Consider the following 17,246-nt stretch of genomic DNA (forward strand, 5'->3'; position numbering starts at 1 on the left):
CTCTACAAGACCTCCAATTTTGGTTCATCTGTGGTTTCTGTAGCTCTTTGTGCTGCTGCCAAAGTACGAGCCTCGATTACACAATCAAGTGCTCCCTTGTCGGTAGCCTTAACCTTAGCGTTTTCTAAACCAAACTTTTGTAATGTTTCGGTGATTACTTTAGTAATTTGATCGCCGTATGCTTTTTTAACTTCGGAATCAAGATCAAGCTCAATTCCGTTGGAACCTTTAGAGATCATGATTTGAATATCAGAACTTTCAAGAGTTCCTGCTACACCAGTGGTTTTAATTTCCATTGATATTCATTCCTTCCTTAATTCTTTGCTGCAATTCAGCCAAGTTACTTTCAATAAATTCAAACGTTGTTTCAGGTACAAAGGACTTAATCTGGTCTAAGTTCCCGGCCTTGATTTCCCGTCGAATTTGAGTCGCCGTAATTAGCTCGCCGCCAAGCTCTAATCTAGGGATAATCTTCACAGCAATGGATGGTTCTAGTTCTTTTTTAAGAACAAGATTGTAAATACTAGTCGTATGTGACTTAGGCTCTTCTCCTAAAAAGCGACTGCTGATGTTAAGCTTAGGTGCAATAATGTTCTTAAAGACCCGTGCATCAATTGTTGTCTGAGTCTGAATCAAATCTTCAGGCGATTGCAAGAAGTATGCTGGAAAAGTTGCGCTAGAAACCATATAATCTTCTCCGCTCACTACCACAACATTCTTCAATTGCTTAAGTCCTGCTTGAACCAGCTTTAGTCGTTCTTGGCTATTGAATAGCGATAAATCAGTTGCGACTACAAAGACATAAACTAAGTCATTGCTCTTGCTAGCTTCTTCAACTAAATGTAGGTGACCTAAGGTAAACGGATTGGCATTCATTACAACTGCTGTCACCTTCTTATTAGCTTGATCAGCTATCTTAGGCAATTCGTCCAAATAATCTTCAACATTTGGCGTGCCACTTTCTAAAAAAGCTGCTTGATCGCTATGAGCTAATTCAGTAAAACCCAAATGTTGAAAACTACTTGAGTACTTAAGCTTGGTAAAAACAAAGCTATGGAAAATTCGCTCATTGAACAAATATTGCTGCAAAGCCGTTACAATTTTATTGAAGCGAGCTCCTACAACTGCGTCCTTATTGCAAACGGCAATGTACTTCAAGACATTGCCAGCAATGCTACCGGTTCCTACAAGCTTGCCATCTTCATCAAGCAATCCCAAGGTATGATCGATCACATCAATTTCTCTATCGGAAAAATTATGTATATCTAGCTGACTTAAAAAAGCTTCCCAGCGTTTTCTTGTAGCTGGTTCATTTAGATATAAATCAACGACTCGATCCATTGCTCTACCCCATTCTAAAGTTCGTGTAAGTTATTACTTAACTCAACATAGTTTATTGTACTCCATCTTTTTAAATATTTCAAATTTAAATCTATATTTTTAAATATTTTAAAAATAAAAGCGATTTCAAAAACTTAAAAATAAAAACTCGACCAAAATCGAGTTTCTATCAATTCTAATAGTTTCCAGTAAACATGTTTTCTGCCTTAGGTGGAACATAGTCACCAAAGTATTCGCTAAAGTCCAAACCTAAGTAGTCACACAAGTCTTTAACTTCAGTCATAGTCTTGTCGATTACTGGAATACCATTTTCCTTGCGGTCCTTGATAAAGGCAATTTCCTTTTCACCGTGAGTGTAAATGCGGTCTTGGCCTTCAGCCTTTGGAGCATCGCGCAATGCTTGTAAATATTCTGAAAAGTGCTTCTTGATAGCTTCTGGATCACCAAAGTTAGCTAAGTTGATTGCCATAAAGCCGTGGCAGATGCCTGACTTACCATCCTTCATCGTCTTATCACTGGTCATACCTTGTGACAAGATTGAAGCAAAGATTTCTGCGATCATACCATTACCATAACCCTTGTGTGAACCAAGAGTTTCAGTATTGCCACCAAGTGGCATAATTCCGCCGCCACGGTGAGCTGCAATGTTATCCAAGACATCACTAGCATCATTAGATGGCTTACCACTTGCATCAAGTGCCCAACCATCTGGCAAAGGCTTGTTCATCTTGTTGTACATTTCAAGCTTACCACGAGTTACAACTGTAGTTGATGCATCAAAGAAGAAATCGTATGGATCAGCTGGAAGGCACCAAGCTTGTGGGTTTGAACCGATCATAGCCTTTGAAGCATAAGTTGGAACCATGATAGCTTCTGAGTTAGTTGATGAAAAGCCAAGCATACCTTCCTTAGCTGCCATCTTTGCATAGTAGCCAGCAATTCCATAGTGGTTAGAGTTTCTAACTGAAACAATACCGACACCATTTTCCTTAGCCTTCTTAATAGCTAAGTTCATGGCAAAGACACCATTTAATTGACCCATACCATCATGACCATCGATTACGGCTGAAACTGGAGTTTCAAATACAACCTCAGGTTCTGCATCAACCTTCATGGTTCCCTTTTGGATACCTTTGTAGTAACGAACCATTCTTTGCATACCGTGACTTTGAATACCGTATAAATCAGCGGTCAATAATACATCAGTGATTGTCTTTGCCTTATCTTCGGTAAAGCCAAACTTTTGAAAAGCGTCCATACATAACTTGTTAAGCACGTCGTATGAAAATCTTACTTTGTTTCCTTCAGCCATAAAAAGCACTTCTTTCTTTAAAACGCTTACATAATTTTTACAAGTTATATTACACTCCTTTTTTTATTCTGAGTCAAGTAAAAATTTAAAATATTTCAAAAATGTGCTATATTTTTTCAACTTTTAAAAATTCTTTGATGTAATTTGCCACAACCATGCTTGCTTCTGCTTGCATCAAATGGCCGCAATTTGAAACCTTCTTGCCCTTAATCTTATTATTCAAATCAGCGATTTCATCAACAAAATCCGAATTGAAGTACGGAGACTGCTTACCAGCCAAAATCAACATTGGCACCGGTGTTTCTAACAACAAGTCGCGCCAGTCTTTTGTAGCATGATCAAGCAAAAAGTCGTAATTGCTCTCGGGATCATAAGGATGGCGTTGATTTTCCAATTTAGCTGCTTGAAAAAGTTCTGGATCAATCTGCGCATAAGTAGCCTTGCCAAGTGGCTGCTTCAAATATTCGGTTAGATTATCCCAGGTTAGATCCTTAAATCCATACTTCCAATTAGCATCATTAATCATCTTCGGCGATTGATCCAAATCAATCATGGCCTTCAGCCGGCCTTGTCCATATTGATCAAGATATGCCCAAAAAGTTGAAGCTCCCATTGAATTGCCAACGGCTACAACCTCAGTCAGCTTCAATTTAACCAGCAATTCTTCTACATCAGCAGCATGGCGGCCCATTCTCTGTCCTTTAAAAGTGCGCTGCGAGCGACCTTGATTGCGCGGATCGAGCATAATTATGCGAAAATTTCGTTCAAGATACTCATTTAGCTTTTGCCACATAATTAACGATCCACCAATCCCTGGTATTTCTAGCAAGGCAGGCTTAGCTGTCTGCGTATCTGTATAATGCAATTTAACATGATCAGTTGTAAGAAAATACATTTTATTCATCTCCTTATTTCTTATCCTAGCAAAAAAGATGCCTATACAGACATCTTTTTCTAAATATTTGCAAAATTATTTTTACCACATACCGATAATCTTCATCCAAAGCGTGCCAATTACGCCGAAGATAATTAGATATACAAAGCCTAGTACGACGTTCAATTTCCACCATTCGCCTTGCTTGACATAACCAGTCGATGCCAAAACTGAGGCAGGACCGTTAGCATAGTGAGTAGTTGATGCATTGAAGGCACCAGTAAAGGCCAAAAGCATTGCAGATAATGCAAGAGGGGCACCAGTTGCAACAGCAACTGATAAGAATGGCAAGTAAAGAGCTGTCATGTGAGCAGTACCACTAGCAAAGAAGTAGTGAGTGTAGAACATGAGCAAGACTAAGATTGCCAAGACAACGCCCCAACCGATTCCCTTAACATCAGTTTGGATAGTTTGTGAGAACCAGCCAATAAAGCCAAAGGCAATCAATTTACCAGCCATGAAGATCAAAATTGATAGCCAAAGCAAAATGTTCCAGGCACCAGTTTCTTTCAAGGCATCCTTAACCGTCAAAACGCCAGTGACAAACAAGATTGCAACAGCTAAGAAAGCAACAAATGTTGAATCAAGTTGTGGGATCTTGAAGAATCCAGCCAAAGTCCACATCATAATTGCAAGAACAAAGACGCAGGCCATAATCTTTTCAGGCGTAGACATTGGTCCCATTTCTTGCAACTTATCGCCAGCCCACTTCTTAGCGTTAGGGGTTTCCTTAATCTCAGGTGGGAAAATCTTGTAGATGATAAATGGAACAACTACTGCACCAATAGCTACTGGAACCAAAGCTGCAAAGAACCAACTGATCCAAGTCATTTGATAATTTTGCTTAGCGGCCATTTGTTGAGCAACCATGTTAGGCGCAGCCCCAGTGACGAACAAGGCAGTTGACAAGATGTTGGCATGAAAGGCAGTGAAGTCGATGTAAGCACCAATCTTCTTACGGGTTTCATCGTCTGGCTTTGAATCGTATCCTTCAGCAACTGACTTAACAACTGGCCAAACAACACCACCAGTTCTGGCACTGTTTGATGGAATCAAAGCACCCAAGATCAATTCCAAACCGGTAATTGCATAACCGATACCTAATGGTCTCTTACCGAATTTCTTAATCATGTTGTAGGCAATTCTGTGTCCAAGACCAGTCTTACTGATACCATGGGCCATAATGAAGGCCATCGCAATCAGCCAAGAAGCTGAGTTGCCAAAAGCACTCAAAACACCAGTGCTGACAACTGCGCCAGTTTTAGGATCTACAACATCCTTCATTGGTGCAAGACCAACTAAGACAGTTACAACCAAACCAACTAAAGTCGTACCACCAATTGGCAATGGCTTAGTAATACAACCAACGATTGTTGCTACAAAAATAGCAAACATTTCCCAAGCCTGGGGACTTAACCCGCCAGGTCTTAATGGCGTAAGAACCCATAAGAGAATTCCCACAATCAACGGGGCAATAAAGCCCTTGTAATTTACTTTCTCTAACTTCTTCATAAAACCAACCTAAAATCTAATCATGGACGATAGACATCATCGATAATGTCAAAGCCCTTATCCTCTAAACTACGATCCACCCAGCTAAGATCTACGCTACCTTGGCTAAAAGCAACTTGCTTAGCATCATCTTGCTGATGAAAGGCTTGTGCTTTTGGCAAAATTTGGTCTGCATCTTTTCTCGGAATGCAAATCACGCCATCTGGATCGCCTAAAATAACATCACCTGGATTTACGCTTACATTGCCACAGGCTACCGGAACATTAATCTCGCCCGGTCCTTCTTTATAGGGACCACCAGGAGTAGTTGATCTTGCATAAATTGGCAACTTCCAATTCTGCAAATTATCAATATCACGAATTGGGCCATCAACGACAATTCCGGCGATTTTCTTCTGATCGCGCAAATATGACATCATCACTTCGCCTATCAACGAACGAGTATTATCTCCTTCATCATCAATAACAACCACATCCCCTGGCTGACAAAATCTTAATGCGGCATATATCGCCAAGTTATCTCCAGCCCTAGTATGAACTGTGAAGGCAGGTCCGACCATTTCATGATCAGGCTTGGACATCAAACGGATTCTTGGATGCATAGCACAATTTCTGGCCATGCAATCCGCTACATTTGAAGCTGGAAGCTCAGCAAATGCCTTAACCACTTCTGGATCTGGTAAATTTCTCTTCAAGTAAATTCTTTTACCCACAGGCATTTAAGCTCTCCTCCTAAAAAACATGATTGTAAACAGCAACTTATGCATATATCTTTATATCGTTATGTTCCTCTTTACACAAGTTATTATAAGTCAGCGCTTCCATTTTTGCAATATTTTAAAAAATAAATTTATTTTTAAAATCATCCCTTGATTGGCTACCTTTCTTTGAATCATATTATCACTAATTTTCGCATACAAAAAAGCCCAAATACCCTTAAGTACTTGAGCTTTCTTAGTTTGTGAATTAACTATCTAACTACTTATTTTCTTTGATAAACTTAGCCATTTGAATACCAGCTTGACGACCAAAGACTACAGTTTCAGCGATTGAATTACCACCGATTCTATTTGATCCGTGTAAACCACCAGCTACCTCACCAGCAGCATACAAGCCAGAAATAGCCTTACCATTTGAATCCAAAACTTTAGTTTCTGGATCAATATGAATTCCACCCATTGTGTAGTGGATGGCTGGATGTACGTGAATAGCGTAGAATGGACCCACTTCAATTCCACGATCCATTCCAGTAGTTCTGCCAAAGTCAGTATCATCCCCAGCAGCAACTTGCTTATTCCAAGTAGCAACAGTTTCTGGCAAAGCACTAGCATCAACGCCAATCTTGTCAGCTAATTCTGCTAAACTATCGCCATGTTCAACTAGACCAATTGAATCATAGAATTCAACCGCCTTAACATGGTCACGGATGCCTTGATCAAGAATCAAGTATGCACCGTCTTCATTTAAGCCAGTAATAGCAGCTGAAACAATCTTACGGGTATTCAATTCGTTGACAAAACGCTTACCTGCCTTGTTAACCAAAATTGCACCTTCACCGCGGACTGCTTCACCGATCAAGAAGACTCTTTCGCCATCAGTTTGAGCAGTTGGGTGGACTTGAATAAAGTCCATTTGGATCAATTGCGCGTCTAGCTTTTCAGCCAGCATTAGGCCATCACCAGTTGCTCCTGCTTGGTTAGTGGTCTTGTAGTCTTCAAGATCTGGGCGGTATTTGTGGATGATTTCCTTTGAAGCACCAAATCCACCAGTTGCAAGCAAAACAGCCTTAGCGTGAACTTCCTTAACGCCTTCAGTTGTGCTTAACTTGATACCATTAACCTTGCCTGCTTCATCAGCCAAAAGTTCTTCAACTTTAGCTTGGTTAAAGACAGGAATTTGTTCAGCTTGGATATTTTTAAGCAAACCAGTTACTAAAAATCCACCTACTGGTGCCATTGAAGCTGGACGGTGAGCCCGCTTTTTGGACATACCACCAGTAATGGTCAAATCACTTAATTCAATTCCGCGATTTCTAAGCCAATCAACCGCTAAAGCTGAATGATCAACAAAGAATCTAAGCATATCGCGGTCATTAAGCAAACCACCACCGCGTAAAGTTTCCTTGTAAAAGTCTTCCTTGTTATCAATGATACCAGCTTGCAATTGATAATCTGATTCTGCCGCATTCATTCCTGATGAAGCCTTGTTAGTATTTCCACCAAGGCCAACATTTTTTTCAAAAACTGCCACCTTTAAACCCAATTCGTGAGCTTGAAGTGCTGCAGTCAAGCCAGTACCACCGGCACCGATAATTACTGCATCATAGCTGTCAGCTAAGTCAGAGATTGGATTTTGGGTAAAAACAAATTTCGCCATTAAGTATCCTCTATTCTTCAATATTTGAGCGATCAATGTTGGTCATTTGCATAAAGTCCATCCATTCATCGTATTGTTCTTCAGTAACCTTGCCACTCTTCAAGGCTGCTTCTTTCAAAGTAGTACCTTCCTTGTCAGCTGCTTGAGAAATCTTAGCTGCGTCGTGGTAACCAATGTGTGGTGACAAAGCAGTAACAGTCATCAATGAGTTTTCAAGTAAGTCGTCCATGCGTTCTTCGTTTACAGTCAAGCCATGGATCATCTTGTCAGCAAATCCTTCAATTGTACCAGTCAAAATGTCGCAAGAGTCTAAGAAGGCAGCAATCATAACAGTCTTGAAGACGTTCATTTCGAAGTTACCTTGTGAAGCAGTAAATGAAATAGTAGTGTCATTACCCAAAACCTTAGCTACAGCCATAGTTACAGCTTCTGCTTGAGTTGGGTTAACCTTACCTGGCATGATTGATGAGCCTGGTTCGTTAGCTGGAATGTTCAATTCGCCGTAACCTGCACGTGGACCTGAAGCCAAGAATCTAATGTCTTGAGCAATCTTGAACATGTCGCTAGCCAAAGTCTTAAGTGCACCGTGAACAACGTTAATGCCTGAGTGGTGTGCTAAACCCCAGAACTTGTTAGTATCAACCTTGAATTCGTGGCCATATACCTTGCTCAACTTGCCGGCAATCTTTTCAGTCATACCAGGAGCAGCGTTCAAACCGGTACCGACAGCAGTACCACCAATTGCTAATTCGTACAAGGTTGGCTTCAAAGTTTGGATATATTCTAAGTCATGCTTCAAAGCTGAAATGTAACCTGATAATTCTTGACCAAAAGTCAATGGAGTTGCATCTTGCAAGTGAGTACGTCCAACCTTGACAGTCTTCCAGTACATCTTTTCCTTAATTACTAATTCGTCGATCAAGTGCTTAATAGCTGGTTCAAGCTTGTCCAATGCTTCAACTGCAACGATGTTCATGGCAGTTGGGTAAGTATCGTTTGAACTTTGACCACGGTTAACATCATCGTTTGGCAAGATGTTAAGACCTGGATGAAGCTTATTAGCCAAGTTAGCTACTACTTCGTTAACGTTCATGTTGCTTTGAGTACCTGAACCAGTTTGCAAAACGTGAAGTGGGAAGTCCTTTCTCAATTCATCATCGCTTAATGCTAAAAGATGATCAATTGCATCTTCGATAGCTTCACCTTTTTCTTTAGGTTCGTCGCCAACTTCAACGTTTGATTCAGCGGCAGCCTTCTTCAAGTGTAAAAATGCACGAATGATTGCCAATGGCATTAATTCACCTGATGGGAAGTTGTTGCGACTTCTTTCGGTTTGTGGACCCCATAAAGCTTCCTTAGGGATCTTAACTGGACCGATGGTGTCACTTTCAATACGAAATTCTTGTTCTTCCATAATTTAAACCTCACTTTTGTCTTTTAAGCGTTTACATTTACATAAATTACACTAAAAATTTGAAATTTTTCGATTTTTTATAAAATAAAATATATTTTTGTAAATAGTAAATTATGGATTTAATATTAAAACATTTTCGTAAAAAAATCCCAAGAACTTGCCTATCTGAAGCAAATTTTTGGAATTTTTTAGCTATTACCGAGATTGGTGGTTGAGTTTTTTAGCAAAGTAATCGCCGATAACTTGAACGATAAAAATCAAGATAACTACTAGCAAAGTGGCCACAAGGGTTACATCATTGTTGAAACGGTTGTAGCCGTATGAAATGGCAGTGTTACCAAGACCACCAGCACCGATTGCTCCGGCCATTGCGGTTAAGCCGATCAAAGAAATGATTGTTACAGTTGAAACACGGATCAATTCTGAGCGAGCTTCTCGCAAGTAAACATCAAAAATAATGTCTGTAATTGTAGCACCGATACTTTGAGCAGCTTCAATTTTACCAGGGTCAACGCTTTCTAGTGCAACTTGAACCTGACGAGCATAAAATGGGAAAACTCCTAAAGTCAATGGTACCAAAGCCGCCTTGATACCGATTTGCGTACCAACGATTTTTTGCGTAACTGGGGCAACGAAAGCAAGCAAGATGATGAATGGCACAGCTCTAAAAATTGAAACCAATTTGTCGCTAAAGTTATACCAGAACTTGTTAGGACGAATGCCGCCTTCTTTAGTTAAAACTAGCAAAATACCAAAGGCAATTCCCAAAATTCCACCAAAGATACTTGACCAAAAAGTCATAAATAAAGTTTGAAAAATACTGGTCCCCCAGCCTGCATCTCCGCCCCAACCAAGTTGAAAGACATTAGGTAAAATTTGTTCTAGCCAATTAAGCATATACATTCCCCTTTTCATCTAATCGAGTCAAAGTTACCCCTTGCTCTAGCAAAAATTCTTGTGCTTCTTTTTGCTTAGTATTATCGCCTTTAATCAAAACTACCAAAGTACCGATTGGCTCCTCGTTTAACATTTCTACGTTACCGTAAAGCATTGATACTTCTACGCCCAATTGTTGGTAAAGTTCGATAATGATGGACTTGGTCACATTGCCTAAGCTGTAGACCAATTGGTAGATTGCTTCATTGTCAGATAGACTGCCAAGATTGAGCGAATTCAAAGTCGCAATTGCTTGTAAGGATCCACCAACAAAGCTCTTAGTTAATTCTTTAGTTGGTGTTAAGAAAATCTGACGCAAGTCGCCCTTTTCGATAACCTTTCCATGTTCCATTACGGCTACCTTGTTGGCAATTTGCTTAACAGCTTCCATTTCGTGAGTAATTAGGACAACTGTCAATCCTAATTCTTGATTCAACTTCTTCAATAATTTTAGGATCTGTTGAGTATTTTGTGGGTCTAGGGCAGAAGTTGCTTCATCTGAGATCAAGATATCTGGATCATTAGCCAAGGCTCTTGCAATCGCAACTCTTTGTTGCTGACCACCAGATAATTCTGCTGGATAAAAGTCTGCCTTATCCTTAAGGTCAACTAATTCCAATAATTCTAATGAACGCTTTTCAAGTTCATCATCTGATAAATTGGAGTGCTTTAAGGCAAAGGCAACATTTTCCAAAACAGTTGTTTCATTTAATAGGTTGAAATGTTGGAAAATCATACCGATTTTTCTGCGTTCAATTTGCAATTGCTTGTGGCTAATTACTTGCTTGCCATCTTCGACAAACTTAACGCCATTGACAGTAACATCGCCAGCTACCGGCTTTTGCAATAAGTTGATTGTTCTAACCAAAGTTGACTTTCCGGCACCTGAGAATCCTACGACACCATAGATATCCCCTTTTTCGATATGCAAGGTTACATCATCAACTGCGGTTACTCTTTGCTTTTTTTGTGTAAATTCGACCTTAATGTGGTCCAAAGAAATAATACTCATAGTCCACCTCTACTTCAGCTTAATGTCCCAAACAGCAATTTGCGTATTGCCATAATACTTCTTAGCCAATTCCTTAGTCTTCTTAGTTTGGTATGCCTTAACTACATCACGTAAAATTGGATCCTTTGCACGCTTCTTGCTTGCAACAATAACATTGATCCATTGTTGAGAATCCTTGTTAACTGGTTCAACGAAGATTGTTTGCTTGTCGGTCAAGCCTGCTGGAACTGCATAAGTGTTGTTAACAACTGATGCATCGACAGATTTAATCACACGACCAGTTTGTTCAGCTGAGATTTCCTTAATCTTCAAGTTGTGAGGATTGTCAGTAATATCACCAACAGTCACTAAAGTCTTGCCCTTGCGCAAGCTGATCAAGCCGGCATTCTTCAAAACGAACAGGGCTCTTGATTCGTTAGTTGCATCGTTTGGCACTGCGATGGTTGCTCCATCAGGCAATTGACTCAACTTTTTGTACTTAACTGAATACAAGCGAATTGGAGCGATGTAAGTTTCTCCAATTGGAGTTAAGTTAGCATGATTTGCCTCGTTCCAAGCATTCAAGAAAGCATAGTGCTGGAAAGAGTTAAGATCAATTTCGCCATCTTTTAAGGCTTTATTTGGTTGAGTATAATCAGTAAAGTTTTTTAATTTAATTGTAACGCCATACTTTTTCTTAGCAGTGGCAATCACACTATCCCAAATCTTTTCATCTGGTTTACTCAAGCCAACAACTCCCACTGTAACAACTTTAGCTGATGGGGATGACTGTGGCTGAGGTCCAAAACTGAACCAACCCGCAATTAAAATTAAAATTCCAATAATTGACCAAATTATGGTATTCCTTCTTCTTCTCCGACGCATATGTTTAACCTCCAGAATACTAAATATAAGCAAAAAAGCACTCATCCTAAAAGGACGAGTGCTCGTGTTACCACCTTTATTTCACTACTTACTTGCATAAGTAGCCTCTGCGACTATCAATCAATAGTCTGTTTGTTTAACGGAAACAACCCCGTTGCTGGCTAAATGTCACCAACAATGATCATTCCAAGCCCATATTCATCAGCGTCTTCTGATTAACTCTCACCATATGTTAACTCTCTTTGACAGAAAACTAGCTGACTACTCTGCTCTTCTAGATCTGAAATATTTATCTTGCAACTAATTTATCATCACTATCTAATATTGTCAAACTGTTTTTTTGAAAAAGTTAAAAATTTATAGTTGTACGAATTTCGGTCGTCTTTTGCAAAAGACTTAGACTTGATTAATTCGAATTTCTCCCAGTCTAAGTCTGGCATATAAGTATCGGCTGCAAATTCGCCGTCGATTTTGGTCATTTCTAGGCAGTCTACTTGATCACAGAGCAACTTAAATAGTGATACGCCACCAATTACCATGATAGACTCTGCTTGATGTTCATCTAGATAAGCTGATAATTGCGGTAAATCAAAGAATTCAACTTGTGAGTTGTCCGCAAACTGGCTATCTTGCTTTTTCTCATGAGTTAAAACCAGATGCCTTCTTCCTGGCAAAAGGCCCGGCAAAGAATCAAAAGTTCCCTTGCCCATTAGCATCTCATGCCCCATGGTCAATTCTTTAAAATGCTTCAAATCTGCCGGCAAGTGCCATGGCAAGTGACCTTGATAGCCTATTTCATGATTTTTTCCTTCAGTCCAAACATATGTAAGCATAATTTTCCCCTAAACTGCAACTGGAGCTTTAATAACTCCATGGTGTTGATAATCCTTGACCTTGATATCGGTCATCTCATAGTCGTTGATATCCTTCTTGGCTGGATTAAGCCATAGACTTGGACTGTCGTATGGTTTTCTAGACAACAATTCCTCAACTTGATTAAAGTGATTTTTGTAAATATGAGCGTCCCCGATAGTGTGAATAAATTCGCCAACTTCAAGGTTGCATTCCTTGGCAATCAAACTGAGCAATAAGGAATAACTAGCAATATTGAATGGTACGCCCAAAAACATATCGCCTGATCGTTGATAAAGCTGCAAACTCAAATGATTGTCAGCTACATAAAACTGAAATAGCACATGACATGGTGGAAGCGCACTGGTTGGCACATCTTCTGGGTTCCAGGCCGTCACAATCATCCGCCGAGAATCAGGATGGTGCTTGATTTGATCGATTACTTGGGCAATTTGATCAATAAAGCTGCCTTCACGCTTTTGCCAGCGACGCCATTGTGCACCGTAGACATCCCCTAAATTGCCATATTTTTGGGCAAAGTCATCATCTTCCAAGATCTTTTGAGTAAATTGGTCTAACTCTTGCTTATATTGCTCCTTAAATTCCGGATCAGCCTGACTTCTCAAACCAAAATCAGTCATATCAGGACCTTGATATTCATCGCTTTCAATCCAATTCTTAAAAGCCCATTCATCCCAAATGTGGTTATTATGCTCTAGCAAAAATTTGATATTGGTATCTCCGCGCAAGAACCAAAGCAATTCGCTTTTGATCAAACCAAAAGGCACCTTCTTAGTGGTAAGCAATGGGAAGCCTTGACTTAAATCAAAGCGCATTTGCGCACCAAAAAGACTTCTAGTTCCTGTACCTGTCCGGTCTGACTTGTCATTGCCTTCAGTCATAATCTTCTTTAGCAAATCTAAATATGCTTGTTCTAAAACTGCCATAATTGCTCCTTTTCTTCTAACCAGTTCAGTTTAACACAAGATATTGTTATTTAATAGAGTGCTATTACCATATTTTGTGTAAAAAGGAAACTAAGTACTTTGACAATGATATGGTAGACAGTCACTTAGTCAATAATTTCTGTTAGCATAATTTCATTGGCTAAGTCTAAGTTGTTCCAAGTGAAAAAATAAAAGCATTGTCCTGGACCGACAATGCTTTTTTGGTGTGTTCATCTAAGAATTCATTTTAGTTGCTACAGATATCATAGCATACCCTGACTAAAAGTAAAGGGAAATGATTGCTTTGAGTCTTGGCATACCTGATCTTTATACATAAAAAAGCTTGGTAAACCCAAGCTTTTTATTGGTAGATGACAAATGGGTGACATAGTTAAGATAAAGCTTTGATATATTAACATTTTCAACCCATATTTTAAGGAGAGTACAGGATTTGAACCTGCGCGCCGGTTATAAGCCAGTTCGCCGGATTTCGAGTCCGGTGCATTACCACTCTGCCAACTCTCCATAACCTAGCTTATTATAGCAATAATTCTCGTATCATACAATATAGTTTTGCTATTTTCAGACTTTTAACATAGTAGCTAAATAGATCCAATATAGTGACATCAAGATAATGCCAAAATAAGCCACTGATGCTAGAAGCTTTTCAAACCAGCCACCCACTTTATAATGAAGTAGCGGTTTGCCCGTGCGTTTAACCAGTGGCGCCAGCCAATTAACCCCTTGATTGCTGAAACTATCTTCAACCAGATGCAACAGATATCCAATGACAAGCCCCAGCCAGATGCATCCCCAATAATTATGAATAATGTTTGGCTCTATTTTAAAAGGATAAAGGTGATTCATCCCCCAATAAAGAGCATAGGAAAAAACGCCCCACCCGAGCAATGAATGTGTAATCCCGCGGTGCCTCAAAAATAAGCTAAAATTTATGATTGATTTTCGAGAAGCTGAACTGTTGTATTCATCGAGATCAGGCAAAGATGCTCCAATCGCTGTCGCTACCAAAAGTAGAACATTAGCAACTGGATTTTTCAAAATTAAGTTAGTCGACAATAAGCCCAATTCTACAATTGCTACACTACAAATTCGGTGCGAGCGTCCAAGCATCTTTATCCCCCTCTTTTCTAGATCTTTTTACTATATTGTATCATACAATTGCTATTAGCACGCGATTTGCTAGGACTGACGAGAATAATTATTAAGTTTTGCTCAAGAACAGAATCTAACCTGCAAATTCTTGTTACAATAGTAGAAGTGAAAGTAATTGAAGTAAAGGTTGAACTAAATGAACTTAAGTATTTTCTTATCTGCATCCCTTACCTTGGCTTTTTTAATCTTCAATGTAAAAAATTCTGAGCGATTCAATATCATCGATGATCGACTTCATCAACGACTCATTCGCAATCGTGATGGCTTTAGCTGGCAAGTGGTAGCCTTTTTAAATGATCCAAAACTAATGGTAGTCTGGGCAGTTTTGCTCGCTAGCACCTTGATCGATCAAAATAAATATCAAACAGCACTTTGGGTGCTTGCTACCTTAGGTGGGACAGATTTAGCAGGAATTATTCTTAAAAAATTGGTACGCAGACACAGACCAGACCTCCATTCAGATATGGAAAATGGCTACAGCTTCCCAAGTGGACACGTTCTTGGAGCTACTTCAATGGCCTTGATTTTAGTCCATCTATTTGGTGCAAAAATGGGAACAGGCTTTGTTATTGGGCTATTAGTCATCTGGCTAATGGTGGTTATTTCTAGACTAAGCTTGAAGGCTCACTACCCTTCTGACATCCTAGCTGCAACAAGTCTGGCGATCATCTGCTTCTCAATCACCCAGCAAGTATTTTTGTAAAAATGAAGTCTTACAGTTGTAGTTACAGCTGTAGGGCTTTTTAATTTTCTATATTATTGAATTTATACATAATATTTGATCAATGATTCGATTAAGATTGTCCTTAATTTTGGGATGCAATATTTTATAGAATATAGATTTAACCCCAGAATGGAGGTAGGAATCATGGTAAAATACAAGTGGTTAGAAAAAGAGCTTAGAGCAATGGATCCAGCTAAATTAAAAGAGTTAAGACGTGGCTGGATGAAGGAAAATATTGAAGTATTTATTCGCACGGGTAGTCCTGAATAAATTATTTTTAAGCAAACTAAGTTTTTCTATGGTCGTACATTTTCAGACGATGAAATCGAAAAATATATTGCAGAGGTTCAAAGAGATTTACAAGAAGCATAATTTACTAAAAGACGAGAGCCCTCTCGCCTTTTATTTTTTCCATTTATTGTTTGACCAGTAAATGTATAAGAACACACCAGTTATACTATACTCGAATTATAAGAAAGCGTTTTCTTAGATATTTGATATTTTACATAGAAAGTGGAAAAATGCACGGCTCTGGTGTTAACGAAGCTGTAGTTTCTGAAGAATCCGTCAAAGAATTCATCGCCGCTGGAGCTGATGTAATTTTGGTTCCTGCAGTTGGTACGGTGCCTGGTTTTACCAAATCAGACTTAATCAGCTCGCTCATAGCCGCAACGCTTTAGTAATGTCGACGATTGGTACCAGTCAAGAAGGTAGCGGCAGCCGAATTATTGAAGATATTGCGCTTAGAAATAAGACTTGCGGAGTTGATATTCAACATATCGGGGATGTTGCTTGGGGTATTCAATCACCATTTGAAAATATCTATCCTCTAAGTCGAGCTATCCGCGGAGAACGTCATACTATTTCGAGAATGGCGCGTTCGATTAATCGTTAAAATCAAAAAGGTCCTACTAAATCTTGGTATTAAACCTTGATTTAATAGGACTTTTGTTTTTGGTAAAAATCTAACTAAATTCCCCAACGACCACCATGAACTTTCATTACCCGAGAAGAAATAATAAACGCATCAGGATCGATTTGATGTATCTGGGCGATCAATTGGGCATATTCCTGCCGATCAACAATTAAGAGAATTGCTTCCTTTTTCTCTTGAGTGTAGCCGCCAACAAAGTTGTAAAGCGTTAATCCTTGATAATTGGCAAGCAAAAATTCTTTAATTTCAGCATGATATTGATTGGATAATATTTCCACTTGATACTTTAAATCAAGCCCTGCTTCAGTGGCTTGCATAACCAAAGTAGTTATTAACTGAGAAAAAGCTGCCATCAAGAATGCTTCCATCCCCGAAACGAACACATTCATGACAATAATCGACATATCAATGACTAATAAAGAGATCGTAGGATTGATGAAGAAGTATTTTTTCAAAATCATCGGCGGCACTGTTGTTCCACCTGCAGAGTAGTTAATCCGATATAAAAGCGATACCCCCACTCCATATAAACACCCTGCGATAATAACCGCTAAGAGTGAATTGTTAGTTAGTTTAAAGCTAGGCGTAATTGCCATTAAGACTGGAAGAAGAAAGCTGCCAATGATGATTCGTTTCACTTGTGCTTTCCCTAAGAAAATCCAGGCCAGAATGACCATGATTACGTTAATCACTAAAACAGAAATTGCGGTCGGAATTTTTAAAATTGCTTCCAGCAAAATTGCAATACCTGTTCCGCCACCTACTGCAATATTAATCGGGGCATAGAAGAAGTTAACGGCAATTGCAATCAACTCGGTTGCAACCACTAATAACAAGTAACGATAAATAGTTTTTTCCTTTTTCAAATTCTGTGCTCCTTTCAACTTTACATAAAACTATTATATCGTTACTTAA

General features: G+C 39.2%; 17 protein-coding genes, 1 tRNA gene, 1 pseudogene and 1 other annotated feature. Of the genes and pseudogenes, 3 read left to right on the forward strand and 16 right to left on the reverse strand.

Translation table 11 applies throughout. The features are described 5' to 3' along the window. Positions 1 to 2: 2 nt before the first annotated feature. The 15 genes from citD to BN53_RS06820 form a co-directional block, all read right to left on the reverse strand. Positions 3 to 296, reverse strand: a complete 294-nt coding sequence (citD, locus tag BN53_RS06750; protein WP_009560196.1) for a citrate lyase acyl carrier protein — start codon at positions 294 to 296, stop codon at positions 3 to 5. Then, positions 286 to 1,341 (reverse strand): [citrate (pro-3S)-lyase] ligase, encoded by a 1,056-nt coding sequence (gene citC, locus BN53_RS06755; protein ID WP_009560197.1) that lies wholly within the window; start codon positions 1,339 to 1,341, stop codon positions 286 to 288. The genes citD and citC overlap by 11 nt, the downstream gene beginning before the upstream one ends. 175 nt (positions 1,342 to 1,516) lie before the next feature. Continuing rightward, entirely contained in the window at positions 1,517 to 2,653 is a 1,137-nt protein-coding gene (locus BN53_RS06760; protein ID WP_009560198.1) for an Ldh family oxidoreductase, read from the reverse strand. Positions 2,654 to 2,759: 106 nt separating this feature from the next. After that, positions 2,760 to 3,548, reverse strand: coding sequence for an alpha/beta fold hydrolase (locus BN53_RS06765; RefSeq protein WP_009560199.1), 789 nt, complete (start codon positions 3,546 to 3,548; stop codon positions 2,760 to 2,762). 81 nt (positions 3,549 to 3,629) lie between these two features. After that, complete coding sequence (locus BN53_RS06770; protein ID WP_009560200.1) at positions 3,630 to 5,099, reverse strand: DASS family sodium-coupled anion symporter; 1,470 nt, start codon at positions 5,097 to 5,099, stop codon at positions 3,630 to 3,632. A 20-nt stretch (positions 5,100 to 5,119) separates the two neighbouring features. Beyond that, entirely contained in the window at positions 5,120 to 5,818 is a 699-nt protein-coding gene (locus BN53_RS06775; protein ID WP_009560201.1) for an RraA family protein, read from the reverse strand. Between the two features lie 259 nt (positions 5,819 to 6,077). Beyond that, positions 6,078 to 7,475: a flavocytochrome c gene (locus BN53_RS06780; protein ID WP_009560202.1), complete on the reverse strand. Its 1,398-nt coding sequence runs from the start codon at positions 7,473 to 7,475 to the stop codon at positions 6,078 to 6,080. Positions 7,476 to 7,485: 10 nt separating this feature from the next. Beyond that, positions 7,486 to 8,889: a class II fumarate hydratase gene (locus BN53_RS06785; RefSeq protein ID WP_009560203.1), complete on the reverse strand. Its 1,404-nt coding sequence runs from the start codon at positions 8,887 to 8,889 to the stop codon at positions 7,486 to 7,488. Between the two features lie 195 nt (positions 8,890 to 9,084). Then, positions 9,085 to 9,786, reverse strand: a complete 702-nt coding sequence (locus tag BN53_RS06790) for a methionine ABC transporter permease (protein ID WP_009560204.1) — start codon at positions 9,784 to 9,786, stop codon at positions 9,085 to 9,087. Further along, positions 9,779 to 10,837 carry a methionine ABC transporter ATP-binding protein gene (locus tag BN53_RS06795; RefSeq protein ID WP_009560205.1) on the reverse strand — a complete coding sequence of 353 codons (1,059 nt, stop codon included), beginning with the start codon at positions 10,835 to 10,837 and terminating at the stop codon, positions 9,779 to 9,781. Before BN53_RS06795 ends, BN53_RS06790 begins: the two co-directional genes overlap by 8 nt. 9 nt (positions 10,838 to 10,846) lie before the next feature. Next, positions 10,847 to 11,701 (reverse strand): MetQ/NlpA family ABC transporter substrate-binding protein, encoded by an 855-nt coding sequence (locus BN53_RS06800; protein WP_009560206.1) that lies wholly within the window; start codon positions 11,699 to 11,701, stop codon positions 10,847 to 10,849. A gap of 47 nt (positions 11,702 to 11,748) precedes the next feature. Then, positions 11,749 to 11,987 (reverse strand) — a binding site (T-box leader). 28 nt (positions 11,988 to 12,015) lie between these two features. Then, positions 12,016 to 12,534 carry a dihydrofolate reductase gene (locus BN53_RS06805; protein ID WP_009560207.1) on the reverse strand — a complete coding sequence of 173 codons (519 nt, stop codon included), beginning with the start codon at positions 12,532 to 12,534 and terminating at the stop codon, positions 12,016 to 12,018. Positions 12,535 to 12,543: 9 nt separating this feature from the next. Beyond that, the gene (locus tag BN53_RS06810) at positions 12,544 to 13,500 is read right to left on the reverse strand and encodes a thymidylate synthase (RefSeq protein WP_009560208.1); all 957 of its coding nucleotides are present in this window, start codon (positions 13,498 to 13,500) and stop codon (positions 12,544 to 12,546) included. 436 nt (positions 13,501 to 13,936) lie between these two features. Beyond that, positions 13,937 to 14,025, reverse strand: a tRNA-Ser gene (locus tag BN53_RS06815). 57 nt (positions 14,026 to 14,082) lie between these two features. After that, entirely contained in the window at positions 14,083 to 14,631 is a 549-nt protein-coding gene (locus tag BN53_RS06820; RefSeq protein WP_009560209.1) for a metal-dependent hydrolase, read from the reverse strand. Between the two features lie 178 nt (positions 14,632 to 14,809). Between BN53_RS06820 and BN53_RS06825 the strand changes: the two genes are divergently transcribed. The 3 genes and pseudogenes from BN53_RS06825 to BN53_RS09500 all read left to right on the forward strand — a co-directional run. Continuing rightward, positions 14,810 to 15,376, forward strand: a complete 567-nt coding sequence (locus BN53_RS06825) for a phosphatase PAP2 family protein (RefSeq protein WP_009560210.1) — start codon at positions 14,810 to 14,812, stop codon at positions 15,374 to 15,376. Positions 15,377 to 15,541: 165 nt separating this feature from the next. Next, the gene (locus tag BN53_RS09995; protein WP_009560211.1) at positions 15,542 to 15,667 is read left to right on the forward strand and encodes a hypothetical protein; all 126 of its coding nucleotides are present in this window, start codon (positions 15,542 to 15,544) and stop codon (positions 15,665 to 15,667) included. Between the two features lie 218 nt (positions 15,668 to 15,885). Next, positions 15,886 to 16,292 (forward strand): annotated as a pseudogene (locus BN53_RS09500) (DUF7916 family protein); the annotation flags it as partial. Positions 16,293 to 16,366: 74 nt separating this feature from the next. On the opposite strand, the gene BN53_RS06835 reads toward BN53_RS09500, so the two are convergent. After that, a complete protein-coding gene (locus BN53_RS06835) occupies positions 16,367 to 17,197 on the reverse strand; it encodes a YitT family protein (RefSeq protein ID WP_009560214.1) in 831 nt (276 codons plus the stop codon). Between the last annotated feature and the right edge of the window lie 49 nt (positions 17,198 to 17,246).

Source organism: Lactobacillus pasteurii DSM 23907 = CRBIP 24.76, assembly GCF_000297025.1.
Classification (GTDB): Bacteria; Bacillota; Bacilli; order Lactobacillales; family Lactobacillaceae; genus Lactobacillus; species Lactobacillus pasteurii.

Coding starts and splice junctions, on each gene's coding strand:
- citD (WP_009560196.1), bottom strand. CDS start 296: ATGGAAATTAAAACCACTGGTGTAGCAGGAACTCTTGAAAGTTCTGAT.
- citC (WP_009560197.1), bottom strand. CDS start 1,341: ATGGATCGAGTCGTTGATTTATATCTAAATGAACCAGCTACAAGAAAA.
- BN53_RS06760 (WP_009560198.1), bottom strand. CDS start 2,653: ATGGCTGAAGGAAACAAAGTAAGATTTTCATACGACGTGCTTAACAAG.
- BN53_RS06765 (WP_009560199.1), bottom strand. CDS start 3,548: ATGTATTTTCTTACAACTGATCATGTTAAATTGCATTATACAGATACG.
- BN53_RS06770 (WP_009560200.1), bottom strand. CDS start 5,099: ATGAAGAAGTTAGAGAAAGTAAATTACAAGGGCTTTATTGCCCCGTTG.
- BN53_RS06775 (WP_009560201.1), bottom strand. CDS start 5,818: ATGCCTGTGGGTAAAAGAATTTACTTGAAGAGAAATTTACCAGATCCA.
- BN53_RS06780 (WP_009560202.1), bottom strand. CDS start 7,475: ATGGCGAAATTTGTTTTTACCCAAAATCCAATCTCTGACTTAGCTGAC.
- BN53_RS06785 (WP_009560203.1), bottom strand. CDS start 8,889: ATGGAAGAACAAGAATTTCGTATTGAAAGTGACACCATCGGTCCAGTT.
- BN53_RS06790 (WP_009560204.1), bottom strand. CDS start 9,786: ATGCTTAATTGGCTAGAACAAATTTTACCTAATGTCTTTCAACTTGGT.
- BN53_RS06795 (WP_009560205.1), bottom strand. CDS start 10,837: ATGAGTATTATTTCTTTGGACCACATTAAGGTCGAATTTACACAAAAA.
- BN53_RS06800 (WP_009560206.1), bottom strand. CDS start 11,701: ATGCGTCGGAGAAGAAGAAGGAATACCATAATTTGGTCAATTATTGGA.
- BN53_RS06805 (WP_009560207.1), bottom strand. CDS start 12,534: ATGCTTACATATGTTTGGACTGAAGGAAAAAATCATGAAATAGGCTAT.
- BN53_RS06810 (WP_009560208.1), bottom strand. CDS start 13,500: ATGGCAGTTTTAGAACAAGCATATTTAGATTTGCTAAAGAAGATTATG.
- BN53_RS06820 (WP_009560209.1), bottom strand. CDS start 14,631: ATGCTTGGACGCTCGCACCGAATTTGTAGTGTAGCAATTGTAGAATTG.
- BN53_RS06825 (WP_009560210.1), top strand. CDS start 14,810: ATGAACTTAAGTATTTTCTTATCTGCATCCCTTACCTTGGCTTTTTTA.
- BN53_RS09995 (WP_009560211.1), top strand. CDS start 15,542: ATGGTAAAATACAAGTGGTTAGAAAAAGAGCTTAGAGCAATGGATCCA.